We start from the raw sequence: 12,465 nt of genomic DNA, 5'->3' as shown, positions 1-12,465 counted from the left end.
TGTCAATCCCGCCCCTGTCGGCATATAATGCCCGTATAATTCTTTTGGGGTGGGGGAAGCGGGCATGGCGGCGATGTCGGATGTATTGCTGCTGGTCGGCAGGCTGAATTACGTGTGGACCAACACGGAAAGCCTGATGATCTATCTGATCGTCCATCTCCTGAAAGTGGAGAAGGAAGCGGCAATCGTCGTGTTCCTGACGCTTAACACCACACGGGCGCGCATGGATCTGATCGAGCGCCTGGCGAAGCTTCCTTCCACCGATGCGAAGGACCGCAAGACCATACTCTCCATCATGGCGCGGCTGAAGAAGGAAGCGAAGACGCGCAACAAATATAATCACTGCATCTATTCCTTCGATGAAAAAGGCGAGATCGCCAGCACGCAACTCATGCGGCTGGTGGAGGATGACAGCCAGGTGCGCTACGGGAAGGTGGAGCGCATGGACGAGAAAGAAATCGGGCTGCTCGAAAAATCGATCGCCGACATCGTCGATGTCAGCAAGGACATGTGGAGTTTCATTCACGCCAGTCCGCATGTCTCGGCGGATTATCTCTAGGCTCTCGTTTGCAACCGCATTCCGATTGCCGGGTGTTGCTCGCTCCCCTCGGAAACCCTTGCCGGAAGACATAGTTTCCCGGCCGCGAAATAAAGCAGGAACGAACCTATCTGGTAGGGGAAGATGATGTCGATCTCTACGAAGGAACGCACGACAAACAGGGCGCAGATCGCAAACAGGATGACGCCCTGCGGATCGCTCTTGCGCATCAGCACCGAGCGCAGATGCCCGAGCAAAGTGCCATAAAGCACCATGCCAAGCAGCAGCATGCCGACAAAGCCGTTTTCCACCACGGTCTCGATGTAGGTATTATGGAAATGAAAGCCGCTGCGGCCGGTAATGAAGAAATCGTTCCACAACCGTTCGGCATCGGGAAAACCCGCAACCCAGAACCCCTGATAACCGACACCGAGGATCGGCGTCTGTTTCGCCGCCTCGATGCCCTGCTGCCAGAGGTAGGTTCGGCCGGTCAACGTCGAATCCTTGCCGAAAATGCCGAGAATGGCGTCCAGCAGGCCGAATTGCAGGGAAGCGACCGCCAGCAATGCGCCGAGACCACCGAGCACAAAAAACGTCATCTTTCGGTTCGCCGGCGAAAGCATGCCGATGGGAATGAAGCCGATGATGAGCACGACCACCGCCGCCGTGGTAATAGTGGATGTGGCCGATTGGGACGCAAGGAGGCTATAGGCCGACAGGAGCCCGGTGACGCCGGCAATCGGCAACCAGATGCCCTTTTGCTTGAGCACCAGCACCGATGCCGCGGCAAAAATGACGCCGAGCGAGGCATAAAAGCCGAGCTGGTTCTTGGAAGAGAAAGCGCCAACGAAACTATAGGTGCCATCCAGCGCATCGAAGAGATAAATGCCGAACAGCAGCGAATAAAGCAGAACGACGGCGATGCCGATCAGCGCACCGCGCGTCAGCGTCCCGATCGAGATCACCCGCATGGCGATCAGCGCGCAGACGATATGCGTCATATACTGGATGGAGGCACGCATGGTCACCGAAACCGCTTCCGACCAGAAACTGGACAGAGCCGTCAATATGCCGAAGGCGAATATCCAGAGATAGCGCGGATAATTGCCGAGCACGCGCCGATAATCGACCACCACCAGCGGCAGCCACATGCCATAATAGGCCAGAACCGAGATTTGCCCGAAACGCGACGAGTAAGCGAAGACGAAGAATGACAGCGCAACCGCCGCCATTCCGTAAATTTCATTAAGTTCGGGATCGATCAGCGCCGATTTGGCGATCCGCATAAAAACCTCACTGCATCAGGATTTCAGACGAGACCTTGATGACATCGCCGGGCTGGAGCATGGCGTTTTCATCCACTTTCAGCTCCTTCGGCTTGCCGTTTTCCTCACGCACCACGACATAGCTGATCGTCGCGGACTTGCCCGACGGATCGAAACGGATCGCTTCTGCCGATTGCGCCAACGCTTCCGACATCAATTCGCGGCTGGTGGTCAGCTGCAGGTTAAGCTTGTCCAGTTCCGCTTCCGTGTCCTGCAGTTCCTTGGAGCGCTGCGCCACCCAGTCGTTGCGCAGGTTGATCTCGTCCTGGGTCGCCTTGTTGATATCCTGTTTGGCGCGCAGCGACTGCGTATCGATATCGAGCAGGTTGGATTCCACTTCCGCGGCGCGTTCTTCCGCAGAAATACGCCGTTGCGACAGCGCAAGCCCCTGCTCGTTCAGCCGGTTGACGCGGTCGCGGTCCTCGTTGGCAAGCTGGAGCTGACGGTTCTGCGTTTCCGATTTCTTCTTCAGGGATTCGACTTCGCTCTCCAGAAGGGCGTGGAGGTCCGTTAGCGCCTTGAGTTGCAGGGTGTAACGTTCGGTGCGCGATTTCATCAGCGCGCTTTCGCTGGCCAGCAGCAGGTCGATATCGCCGATCTTTTCCATTTCAGGCGTCTTGGCGATGGTCGCGTCACCCTTGACCTCGGCAATCAGCCGCGCCTGACGGGCAAGCAGCCTTGCGCGCTGATTGTCATAGACGGCTGCGTCACCGCGGGCATTGATGAAGTCGCGGGCAAAACGCTGCCCGGCATCCGAGCGCCGCAGACCCCCGGCAAGGCTGACCGCCTTCAGCACCGTGAGATTGGCGGCATAGGGATATTCACCCGGCGTCTGCACATCGCCGCTCAAGAAGATCGGCCGGAACTGCGCGATTTCGACGGAGGCCGAAGGCAGGTTGCGAAGGGCGAACTTGCTCTGAAGCTGGGCTCCAATCTCTTCACTGACCTCCGATGGGGTCTTGCCCGCAACATCCAGTTGGCCGATGAAAGGCAGAGACAGCGCCCCCGACGGACCGACGGAATAATCACCGTTGATCACATCCCAGTTGCGGATGCTGCCATCCGCCGGCTGCCATTCGGCAACGCGGATACGCAGCTTGTCAGCGGTACCGAGCTTATATTGGGCGCCATCCGCAGCCATGGCGGAGAGCGGCGCGGAAAGGGCGACGGAAGCGGCAAATACGAAGGCCACAAACGGGCGGCGGGCGGCAGACAAGCCGTTCATCGGGAAACTCCCTGTTAGCGGATCGCCACACGGGCGAGCCGGCCGTCGCGCAACTGGGCAGGGCCGTCTGCGCAGCGCCGCGAAAAGCGGCCGGTATGATTAGCACCAATGACGCACCCAAAGACCGGACTTGGGATCCCGGTCGGGGTGCGTGTCGAAACGAAGATCGATAAAGCCGAACTCAATATCGGTTTTCAGTAGCTTCCGCGTGAAAGGCACACGGCGGGTATGGTCTTGACGATGATGAAGACATCCTGACGCATCGACCAGTTCTGCACATAGTGCGTGTCGAAAGCGACGCGTGTCTTGTAGGATACGTCGTTGCGGCCGCTGATCTGCCACAGGCCGGTCAGGCCCGGGCGGGTGCTGAGATAATAAGCGGCGGCGCTCTCATAATAACTCAATTCTTCATCGACGACCGGGCGTGGGCCAACGACGCTCATTTCGCCGCGGATGATGTTGAGAAGCTGCGGCAGTTCGTCGAGCGAGAGCTTGCGCAACACGGCGCCGACGGCAGTAACCCGCGGGTCGTTCTTGAGCTTGCGGGTGGCGCGCCATTCTTCGGCCGCTTCCGGATTGGCCGCAAGATATTGCCGGAGAATCTCATCACCGTTCATCGCCATCGTCCTGAATTTCAGGCAATGGAAATAGCGGCCATTATGCCCCACACGCCGGTGACCATAAAAGATCGGGCCGGGATCGGACAACTTCACCAGCACGGCGATCAACAGGAATATCGGGCTGAAGATGAGCAGCGCAAGCGCAGCCGATGTCATATCGAAGCTGCGTTTTGCGATGCCCCCGATAGGGAAACTGACATCGAAATCTTCGGAGCTGCTGAGTGTCTGTTCAGCCGATTGGGTCGCGGACTTCATAGAGAGAACTCCATTTATGTTTTGCGATTGGTCGGTGCCCGGAGGCGCGTCTTTCCGTCTAAAGGAGATAACAAGTCTGTGTTCGGAATTTGATGCTAATGGATTTTTTGTAAGGCACATTGGCCATAACCGTCTATGCGATTTCTTGCGCGAACGGCCGATCAACGTCCGAGCAATATTAACGGTTGCATAAAAAAGCAACAAATGCGCCGACGGCCATGTGTGGAGAGCATGGGTAGTGCCGCGCCATGTATTGGGTTTTGGACCTTCGGCGGTCTTTTCTTATATGTTTCTTATGACTTGCGCAGATGGGACAGGAACGCCAAGAAAAGGCATCTCTCGAAAAGACTATTAAAGTTTTTTGCATCGCAGCAAGATTTTGGCAATGCATATAAAATTTGACATATTGGCCGGGATTTTTTGCCCGTCATTGTCGCTACGCCAATAAAAAGCGATGGAAAAATCGCAAGGAGGGCGCAAAGACGGCAAAAGCGTGGCGAGGAACCGCATTCCCGTCATAGCAGCCACGCAAAATTGCCGTAGCTCGTGGCGTTTTTTCTTCGCCCGGCGGGATTTCACCCTATCACCGGTGCCACAAACCACCGGATATGGCGGGAATCAGAAGGTCGGTGGCGTGCAGGCACTGATCACTTCGCAGGGCACCGGACCGACACAACGGAAGCGGTGGGGCCTGCGGCTTTCGAAATAATAGGCATCACCGGGGCCAAGCACCCGCCTCTCCTCATCGACAGTTACTTCCAGACGCCCTGAGAGGATGATGCCGCCTTCTTCGCCATCGTGAACCAGCGGAACCTTGCCGGTATCGGCGCCCGGCTGGTAACATTCCTTCAGGATTTGCAGGCTGCGGCCGAAAACATTCTCCCCCACCTGCCGGAAGGAAATCGGCCCCTTGCCGATTTCAACCAGTTCATCCGCCCGGTAAAAGGCCTTGCGGCTGGTTTCCGGCTCGAAGGCGAAAAACTCGGCAAGACCGATCGGTATGCCATCGAGAATGCGTTTCAGCGCGCCGACGGATGGGTTCGACGTGTTGCTCTCAATCAGCGAAATCGTTGAATTGGTGACTCCGGCACGCCGTGCCAGTTCGCGCTGGGAAATATTGTGACGCAGCCGCAAATGGCGCAAACGTCCGCCTAAATCCACCGACATGCGCAAGCCTCCGTTGCCCTTGTTCGAAATATCGAAAATATGGCTCCACACCTATAACATTTTCAATAGCTTGGCCACGGAAAGAAAAGGGCTTGTTCAGTCGAGAAAATAGCTTTCAATCACCGGCAACGAACAGGAGATCACCATGGACAATCCGAACCGATCCAATTCCACCTCGCTTGACAGCTACTGGATGCCGTTTACCGCCAACCGGCAGTTCAAGGCCAATCCCCGCCTGCTGACGAGCGCCGAAGGCATGTATTACACCAGCAATGACGGCCGCCAGGTTCTCGACGGCACGGCTGGCCTTTGGTGCGTCAATGCCGGCCACGGCCGCCAGCAGATCGCGTCGGCCGTAAAGCACCAGCTTTCGACCATGGATTATGCGCCCTCCTTCCAGATGGGCCATCCCGTCGCCTTCGAATTCGCCGAACGGCTGGCTGAAATCGCCCCCGGCCCGGAAGGCGCAAAGCTCGACCGCGTGTTCTACACCGGCTCGGGTTCTGAATCGGTCGATACGGCGCTGAAGATCGCCATCGCCTATCAGCGCGCCATCGGTCAGGGCACGCGCAGCCGCCTGATTGGCCGTGAACGCGGCTATCATGGCGTCGGCTTCGGCGGCATCTCCGTGGGCGGCTTAGTCAACAACCGCCGCGTTTTCCCGCAAATCCCTGCAGATCATCTGCGCCACACGCATGATCCGGCCAAGAACAGCTTCGTCAAGGGCCAGCCCGAGCATGGGGCCGAGCTTGCGGACGATCTGGAACGGCTGGTCGCCCTGCATGGCGCGGAAACCATCGCCGCCTGCATCGTCGAACCGGTCGCCGGCTCCACCGGCGTGCTGGTGCCGCCGAAGGGTTATCTGGAGCGTCTCCGCGCCATCTGCGACAAGCACGGCATCCTGCTGATTTTCGATGAGGTCATCACCGGTTTCGGCCGCATGGGCTCCACTTTCGCCAGCAACTATTTCGGTGTTACCCCAGATATCGTCACCGCTGCCAAGGGTCTGACCAATGGCGCGATCCCCATGGGTGCGGTCTTCACCAGCCGCAAGGTGCATGATGCGCTGATGCATGGGCCGGAAAACCAGATCGAGCTCTTCCACGGCTATACCTATTCCGGCCACCCCGTCGCCTGCGCCGCCGGCATAGCGACGCTCGACATCTACCGCGACGAGGGTCTCTTCACACGCGCGGCCGAATTGCAGGATGTCTGGCACGACGCCATCCATTCCCTGAAAGGCTTGCCCAATGTCATCGACATCCGCACCATCGGCTTCATCGCCGGCATCGAGTTGCAATCGCGCGACGGTGCTGCCGGCGCACGCACCTATGACGTCTTCGTGGATTGCTTCGAGCGCGGCCTGCTCATTCGCGTCACCGGCGACATCATCGCCCTTTCACCGCCGCTGATCGCCGAAAAATCCCATTTCGACGATATCGTCTCCATCCTCGGCGATGCGCTGAAGCGCGCGCAGTAAGAAACATGCAAACAAAAAAGGGCCGCGCTTCGAAGCGCGGCCCTTTTTGTGCCTTGTCAATAGGTCTGTGTCGGTTGCGACAGGCCGTCGCCGATCACGCCGTTACCATATTGCGCCACGGGCACACCGTCCTGGCTAATCGGCACGCCCTGTTGTGCGGGGCCGAGCGCCGTCACCACGATCGGTGTCCCGTCGGGTACGCGGTTATAAAGATCGATGATATCCTGGTTCAGCAGGCGCACGCAGCCTGAGGATACCGACTTGCCGATGGTCCACCATTCCGGCGAACCGTGCAGGCGGTAGATCGTGTCTTTGCCATCCTTGAAGATATAGAGCGCACGCGCGCCGAGAGGGTTCTTGAGGCCCGGCTCCATGCCGCCGTTGCGGCTGCTATAGGGTTCCAGCTCCGGCTGGCGCGCTATCATCTCATCGGGTGGCGTCCAGCGCGGCCATTGCCGCTTGTACTGAATGACGCCGCGGCCGGACCATTCAAAGCCCGCGCGGCCAAGACCGACGCCGTAACGCATGGCCTGATTGTTCTCATAGGTGAGATAGAGGAAATGATTGGCCGTATCGACCACGATGACGCCGGGGCGCTCACCCGTCGGGTTTGCCACCATTTGCCGCAGGAACTGACGCGGAATCCGCTTATAGGGAATCTCGGGCAGCGGGAACTGTTCGTCCGGCTTGGGGCCATACATCATGGCGTACATCGGGTCGTCAGCGGGCGGCGCAGGCCTCGCTGCCTCACGCGTCGTCGTGTTGCAGCCCGCAAGGCCGGCAAGCGCCACACCACCTGCTCCAAGCAGGAAACCCCGCCGGGTCGTCATCGTCTTGTTCAATTGAAAAACCTCATTTACGTCATCTCACGCCGGCAAAGGGATCTGCCAGCGCCGCCTCGGGGCGGCTTATAGGATACTTCGTGCCGGAAACCCGCGACGCCATGGCCTTGGCGCCGCTGGATTTCAAAATGGCTCGGAAGCTTGGATGCATGCCGCCGTCTACATACGCGCTGAGCGGGGCGGAAGTTCCGTCGCTCATGGCAGCGGCAAGCTTTTGTTGCTCTTCGGCCAGTTTCGACGCCACCAGCGGATCCTGCTGGTTGATCGCCGGAGGGCAGGCCGCCAACGGATCCGCAGGTTCGCCTTCGGCGAATTCACTGTTGAAAACATAACGGCGGCCGCAGACGGAAACCTTGGGCTGCCTGCGCGTTACCTCGAAATAATCGTAGCCTTCCTTCAGCGTCTTCCAGAACGGCATGTTGGGGTCGTCCCGATGCGCCGCCATGTTCCTTGCGGTCATACGGAAGGGATAGGCCTGCACCTGAAAGCGGTCCTGTCCGCCCTGGAGCGCACGCGCGACGATGGCATAAATCTCACCCACCTGGGCATCCGTCATGGCGTAGCAGCCGGAAGACGAGCAGGCGCCATGCACCATCAGCGCCTCACCGGTGTAACCGAGCGCCGATTCCAGCCGGTTAGGATAACCGAGATTGAAGGAGACATAATATTGTGAGTTCGGGTTCAACATGCCGGCCGAAACATGATAAAAACCTTCCGGCGCCTGCCGGTCGCCCGACTTCATCTTGGGGCCGAGTTTTCCGGACCAGCGGCACATGGGATAAGCCTTGAGCAGAGCGTAATTTCCGGTCTTGTCGATCTTCCAGACCTCAAGCTCGCTTTCCTGCTTGAAAATGCGAACGAGGACAGGACTTTCCGGGCGCATGCTCTTGGCCGACATCTGCGCCATCATCTTGGACGACAGTTTCGGCGGGTCTTTCTTGACGCTATCGAGCCCCATGGAAGTGCACGCGGCAAGGCCGCCGCCGATCGCAACGATCGCAGCCATTCTTGCCCCTGCCCTTACCTTTTGCCGCAACCCCGCAACCGCGAAATCCAGCATTGCCTGCATGCCCATGTATCGTTCTGCCCGCCTGATTTGCCCGCCTTTCCGGCAGACGCTTAACTATCGAAGGTGGCCACAACACGGCAACCTCGCCCATGGACAAAGTCTCGTGAACAGACGTTACCCATTCGTTAATCATAAAGACACAAGCCTGTGATGCCGCTGGCGTTGAGCTTAAAGGCTGCAGATTATCGGAGCAGCCCTTGGCCGCCATCGATCCAAACCGGCGTGCCGGTAATGTGGCGGGACGCATCCGACGCCAGGAAACCGATCAACGCGGCGACGTCGTCGCTCGTTCCGGCCACGCCGCCGGTTACCGGAATATCCCCAGCCGGGAAACGAACTGGAACCTCCGTTTTTTCTCGCCCGCGTATATCGGTATTCTCATCGATTGCCGTTTCGATTTCGCCCGGACACACCGCATTGACGCGAATACGGTGGCGCCCCAGCTCCAGCGCCAGTTGCTGCGCCATGGCGAGTTGCCCGGCCTTCGTCACGGAATAGGCCGTAGCACCGGGCGATGTGAAGGTTCGGGTGCCATTGATCGACGAAATGATAACGATGGATCCGCCGCCGGCCGCTTTCAGATGTGGCACGCTGGCATGGACGGTGAGATAGGTGCCGCGCAGGTTGATGCGGATCGTATCGTCCCATTCGGACGGTTTCAGCTCATCGATGGGCGCCCAGACACCATTGACGCCAGCATTGGCCACCACGACATCAAGCCGGCCGAAATCCTCAACCAGCGCTGCGACCGCGTGACGCATGGCCGCCTCATCCGCCACATCGGCCATGAGCACTTTCGAAGAACCGGATTCGGCTCCTATTTCACGCGCGACATTGTTCAATTCCGATTCGGTGCGGCCCAACAGACCGACCGAGAAGCCCTGCGCCGACAGATGAAGGGCGGCGGCGCGCCCGATGCCGGAGCCAGCGCCGGTCACCAGTGCAACTTTGCGAACAACCAATGTCACTGCCCTCCTTTTCGCGAAGCAATGGAGGTGACCGTTGCCGAGACGGGATCACTCGCCGGGAAACTGTCTTCCAGTCCCTCTTCCAACTCCTCCTCCAGAATGTCGCGATCCTTCGATGTGCGAGCGCTCGCCTGTCCGTGCGGAGCTTCATCCTGCGCCGTACCTAGAGCGGAAAATTGCGAAGGCGCATCCGCACCATGGCGCGTTCCGAAGGCGGTCAGTTGCACCATCACAGCGCTCGCCCGCTTGATGGCCTCGGCATCGTCGATCCCTTCAAGACCGTCGGCGAGGCGGACCGAGACCTGATCGCCGTCGCTGCCGACGAACTCGATGGAGATAACCCCGTTATTGCGTTTTACATAGGTCGTGGAAAGTTGCATGACATGCCCTCCGGCTGGGGAAGCACCGATACGAATCCGATGCTGGAAAACGGTTAAATCCTGAATTCACAACGATGGCAGAGCGGAAGGGTTCCAGATGAATCAGGCCTTTGGCCCGGAAATGCAGGAGCCTTTCTTCCTGCGCGATGCGGTGGATGTCGCCCGCGCCCTCATCGGCGCGGAGTTCCGCATTGGCGATACCGGCGGCATCATCGTGGAGACAGAGGCCTATCATCCGGACGACCCGGCATCCCACAGCTTCAACGGGCAGACGCCGCGCAACAGCGCTATGTTCGGCCCGGCCGGCCGTCTTTATGTCTACCGCTCCTATGGTATTCACTGGTGCGCCAACTTTGTCTGCGCCCCCGGTTCCGCCGTACTTCTGCGCGCCATCGAACCCATGACCGGCATAGACATAATGAAACTGCGAAGGGGAACTGACAAGCCGAAACTTCTCTGTTCTGGTCCGGGTAGACTCTGTCAGGCGCTGGCTATTACTGGGGAGATGGACGGCGCGCCGTTGGACGCAGCGCCTTTTTTCCTGCAGTTGCCGAAAGAAGCCAGCGCCGTTACCAGCGGCAGACGAATCGGCATCAGCCGCGCGACGGAATATCCGTGGCGCTTCGGGCTAAAAGGCTCGGCTTTCGTCAGCAAGAAATTCGAGAATTGAAAGGCGTGAAAGGCGAGAGCACCCTCGGCGGCTCGTCATTTTCGTCGGGGTTGGGAATCGGCGCCTCGTCCGGCGCCCGGTCAGGTTCCGGTTCTTCTACCGGCGGTATATCCGGCTGCGGCGGCACAGGCATCGGCGGTTCGGGATAGGGTTCGACGGGAACGGCTGGCATGGCGGCCTCCTGATAACCAAGCTTTGCCACCGTGGACACAAGCAGCAGTTTTATAGCACGGGACAGCGCCTTCGCGCTTAAATAAGTCAGGCGGCGAAACACCCAATTCGCCCATCGGTCAAATGCCGGTCAGGTCCCTTCGGTCAGGTTGCGCCGCCCCGCGGGTCTTACAGGGAAAACGCGGAGACGGCCTGTCCGTTCCGTTTTAATGACGTTTTTTGCGCCGGCTCAGGCGAAACCCAGCGCGCTGCGGGAAACGTCGCGATTTTCACAATAGTCGCGGGAATGGGCCTCGTGACCATGTTCGCGAGCGGTCGAGCGGGTCAATTCCCGGCTTGGAACATTGAGCAACGCATCGGCATAGGTGCCGGTCGCCTCGACGTCATCGATCACAGTCTGCTGTTGCAGCTTTAGAAATTCAAACATCCGTCCACCTCCTTCGACACGTCCCCTCAACGCGCCGGCCCGGGTCCTGTTCCATAACGCCCGTGACTGTTCCGATTATACATGAGACGACGCGGACGTATAGATGACGAAAGGCGAACGTCATCAAACGACGTTCACAAAATGGAGTGGAATCAGTGAGCTATGGCACCAGGCTCAGGCCGGACTGACCGACTCCCGCAAGATCAGTTCGACCGGCCACAATTCCTGAACCTCGCTGACGGGGCGACCGCCGATGATCTGCAAAAGCAGGTCCGTCACCCGCATCCCCGCCATGCGCATGGGCGAGCGAGTGGTGGAAAGCGGCGGCATCATGCTTTCCGGCTTGAGGTAAGGAAAAACGTCGTCATGGGCGATGACGGAGACATCCTTGCCGATCGTCAGCCCCATCTGCGTGGCCGCGCGATAGACACCCTGCGCCGTCATCATCGCGCCTGCCACGAAGGCCGTCGGGCGCGGCGTCTGCTCCAGAAGCGAGCGGGCGAAACGGAAGGCCGCCTCCTCGCTGAAATGCTCACTCATCATGAACCGCGGATCGGGCGTAATGCCGTGGGTCGCCAGCGCCTTCCGAAAACCCTGCTCGCGGTCCTGCACGAAAGTGCGGCCAACCGGACCATTGATAAGGGCGATACGCCTGTGTCCGCGCTCCAGAAAATGGATTGTCGGACGATAGGTCACATCGTGATTGTCGATATCGAGCCAGGCGTGTTCGAAAGCCGTCTTTGAGCGGCCGTGCACGATAAAGGGCACACCCAGCCGGTTGAGCAGCGCAATGCGCTCATCCTCCGGGCGCGGCGAATGCACGATGATGCCATCCACCCGGCCGCTCGCCGCAAGCCGGCTGAAAATCGCCAGTTCCTCGTCAATATTATTGTCGACCGTGACACTGACGAGGATGTCGGTCTCCTCATTTTCCAGCCGTGTCGCCATGCCGCCCATGAATTCCGAAAAGAAATGCCCGCCGCCTGAACGACCCATGACAACGCCGATGGCGCCGGCCCTGCCCGTTGCAAGCCTCACGGCGTTGGCATTCGGCCGGTAGCCATATTTCAGCGCAGCCTCCATCACCCGCTGGCGCGTTTCCTCGCGCACCTCGGGGTAGCCGCCCAGCGCCCGGCTGACGGTGGTGGGCGAAAGCCCGACTTTCTCTGCGAATTCCTTAAGCTTCATAATTTTTTGCCAATTTGCCCCTGCATGCGTTGCCGCCGCGGATTTTTCAAGCCGACAAAAATTGAAAACGATTTCAATTTTCCTTCACCTGAAACCTTACAGTTGATCATTCCCAAAGGCAAACGCCGAAAATTACAGAC

At 59.0% G+C, this 12,465-nt stretch carries 14 protein-coding genes; 3 read left to right on the top strand and 11 right to left on the bottom strand.

Going from position 1 to position 12,465, the window contains the following annotated elements; genetic code table 11:
• Nucleotides 1–64 precede the first annotated feature (64 nt).
• Complete coding sequence (locus tag PL599_RS01880) at nucleotides 65–559, top strand: hypothetical protein (RefSeq protein ID WP_142911917.1); 495 nt, start codon at nucleotides 65–67, stop codon at nucleotides 557–559.
• Here PL599_RS01880 and PL599_RS01875 read toward each other — a convergent pair.
• From PL599_RS01875 to PL599_RS01860, 4 genes are all read right to left on the bottom strand, one after another.
• Nucleotides 556–1,824: an O-antigen ligase family protein gene (locus PL599_RS01875; protein ID WP_269823575.1), complete on the bottom strand. Its 1,269-nt coding sequence runs from the start codon at nucleotides 1,822–1,824 to the stop codon at nucleotides 556–558. The genes PL599_RS01880 and PL599_RS01875 overlap by 4 nt on opposite strands.
• A gap of 7 nt (nucleotides 1,825–1,831) precedes the next feature.
• Nucleotides 1,832–3,088, bottom strand: a complete 1,257-nt coding sequence (locus PL599_RS01870; protein WP_077984347.1) for a polysaccharide biosynthesis/export family protein — start codon at nucleotides 3,086–3,088, stop codon at nucleotides 1,832–1,834.
• 194 nt (nucleotides 3,089–3,282) lie between these two features.
• Nucleotides 3,283–3,963: a sugar transferase gene (locus PL599_RS01865; RefSeq protein WP_077984348.1), complete on the bottom strand. Its 681-nt coding sequence runs from the start codon at nucleotides 3,961–3,963 to the stop codon at nucleotides 3,283–3,285.
• A 618-nt stretch (nucleotides 3,964–4,581) separates the two neighbouring features.
• Nucleotides 4,582–5,130 (bottom strand): cupin domain-containing protein, encoded by a 549-nt coding sequence (locus tag PL599_RS01860; protein WP_006315224.1) that lies wholly within the window; start codon nucleotides 5,128–5,130, stop codon nucleotides 4,582–4,584.
• Between the two features lie 145 nt (nucleotides 5,131–5,275).
• On the opposite strand from PL599_RS01860, the gene PL599_RS01855 reads away from it, so the two are divergent.
• A complete protein-coding gene (locus PL599_RS01855) occupies nucleotides 5,276–6,610 on the top strand; it encodes an aspartate aminotransferase family protein (protein WP_269823574.1) in 1,335 nt (444 codons plus the stop codon).
• A 56-nt stretch (nucleotides 6,611–6,666) separates the two neighbouring features.
• Here PL599_RS01855 and PL599_RS01850 read toward each other — a convergent pair whose 3' ends face one another.
• The 4 genes from PL599_RS01850 to PL599_RS01835 all read right to left on the bottom strand — a co-directional run bounded on the left by PL599_RS01850 (nucleotide 6,667) and on the right by PL599_RS01835 (nucleotide 9,869).
• Nucleotides 6,667–7,452 carry a L,D-transpeptidase gene (locus PL599_RS01850; protein WP_137411622.1) on the bottom strand — a complete coding sequence of 262 codons (786 nt, stop codon included), beginning with the start codon at nucleotides 7,450–7,452 and terminating at the stop codon, nucleotides 6,667–6,669.
• A 19-nt stretch (nucleotides 7,453–7,471) separates the two neighbouring features.
• Entirely contained in the window at nucleotides 7,472–8,527 is a 1,056-nt protein-coding gene (locus tag PL599_RS01845; protein ID WP_165691335.1) for a L,D-transpeptidase family protein, read from the bottom strand.
• A gap of 176 nt (nucleotides 8,528–8,703) precedes the next feature.
• Nucleotides 8,704–9,489, bottom strand: coding sequence for an SDR family oxidoreductase (locus PL599_RS01840; RefSeq protein ID WP_173990757.1), 786 nt, complete (start codon nucleotides 9,487–9,489; stop codon nucleotides 8,704–8,706).
• Nucleotides 9,486–9,869, bottom strand: a complete 384-nt coding sequence (locus PL599_RS01835) for a hypothetical protein (RefSeq protein WP_165691336.1) — start codon at nucleotides 9,867–9,869, stop codon at nucleotides 9,486–9,488. Before PL599_RS01835 ends, PL599_RS01840 begins: the two co-directional genes overlap by 4 nt.
• Nucleotides 9,870–9,966: 97 nt before the next feature.
• Here PL599_RS01835 and PL599_RS01830 point away from each other — a divergent pair, with 97 nt between their 5' ends.
• Nucleotides 9,967–10,539, top strand: coding sequence for a DNA-3-methyladenine glycosylase (locus PL599_RS01830; protein ID WP_142911922.1), 573 nt, complete (start codon nucleotides 9,967–9,969; stop codon nucleotides 10,537–10,539).
• Here PL599_RS01830 and PL599_RS01825 read toward each other — a convergent pair.
• The 3 genes from PL599_RS01825 to PL599_RS01815 form a co-directional block, all read right to left on the bottom strand.
• Complete coding sequence (locus tag PL599_RS01825; RefSeq protein ID WP_271358782.1) at nucleotides 10,517–10,813, bottom strand: hypothetical protein; 297 nt, start codon at nucleotides 10,811–10,813, stop codon at nucleotides 10,517–10,519. The two genes, PL599_RS01830 and PL599_RS01825, sit on opposite strands and share 23 nt — an antisense overlap.
• Nucleotides 10,814–10,939: 126 nt before the next feature.
• Nucleotides 10,940–11,137: a hypothetical protein gene (locus PL599_RS01820; protein ID WP_077984997.1), complete on the bottom strand. Its 198-nt coding sequence runs from the start codon at nucleotides 11,135–11,137 to the stop codon at nucleotides 10,940–10,942.
• A gap of 174 nt (nucleotides 11,138–11,311) precedes the next feature.
• Nucleotides 11,312–12,325 carry a substrate-binding domain-containing protein gene (locus PL599_RS01815; RefSeq protein WP_271358781.1) on the bottom strand — a complete coding sequence of 338 codons (1,014 nt, stop codon included), beginning with the start codon at nucleotides 12,323–12,325 and terminating at the stop codon, nucleotides 11,312–11,314.
• Nucleotides 12,326–12,465: the final 140 nt, after the last annotated feature.

It is taken from the genome of Agrobacterium sp. ST15.16.055 (genome assembly GCF_027956555.1).
In the GTDB taxonomy this organism is placed as follows: Bacteria; Pseudomonadota; Alphaproteobacteria; order Rhizobiales; family Rhizobiaceae; genus Agrobacterium; species Agrobacterium salinitolerans.
Note: the sequence above shows the minus strand (reverse complement) of the source record. Positions and strands in the feature narration are given on the sequence as shown.

Bases quoted from the DNA above. Each gene is read 5' to 3' on its own strand.
- PL599_RS01815 (WP_271358781.1), bottom strand. From the start codon at position 12,325: ATGAAGCTTAAGGAATTCGCAGAGAAAGTCGGGCTTTCGCCCACCACC.
- PL599_RS01855 (WP_269823574.1), top strand. From the start codon at position 5,276: ATGGACAATCCGAACCGATCCAATTCCACCTCGCTTGACAGCTACTGG.
- PL599_RS01865 (WP_077984348.1), bottom strand. From the start codon at position 3,963: ATGAAGTCCGCGACCCAATCGGCTGAACAGACACTCAGCAGCTCCGAA.
- PL599_RS01835 (WP_165691336.1), bottom strand. From the start codon at position 9,869: ATGCAACTTTCCACGACCTATGTAAAACGCAATAACGGGGTTATCTCC.
- PL599_RS01880 (WP_142911917.1), top strand. From the start codon at position 65: ATGGCGGCGATGTCGGATGTATTGCTGCTGGTCGGCAGGCTGAATTAC.
- PL599_RS01875 (WP_269823575.1), bottom strand. From the start codon at position 1,824: ATGCGGATCGCCAAATCGGCGCTGATCGATCCCGAACTTAATGAAATT.
- PL599_RS01845 (WP_165691335.1), bottom strand. From the start codon at position 8,527: ATGGGCATGCAGGCAATGCTGGATTTCGCGGTTGCGGGGTTGCGGCAA.
- PL599_RS01830 (WP_142911922.1), top strand. From the start codon at position 9,967: ATGAATCAGGCCTTTGGCCCGGAAATGCAGGAGCCTTTCTTCCTGCGC.
- PL599_RS01870 (WP_077984347.1), bottom strand. From the start codon at position 3,088: ATGAACGGCTTGTCTGCCGCCCGCCGCCCGTTTGTGGCCTTCGTATTT.
- PL599_RS01820 (WP_077984997.1), bottom strand. From the start codon at position 11,137: ATGTTTGAATTTCTAAAGCTGCAACAGCAGACTGTGATCGATGACGTC.
- PL599_RS01860 (WP_006315224.1), bottom strand. From the start codon at position 5,130: ATGTCGGTGGATTTAGGCGGACGTTTGCGCCATTTGCGGCTGCGTCAC.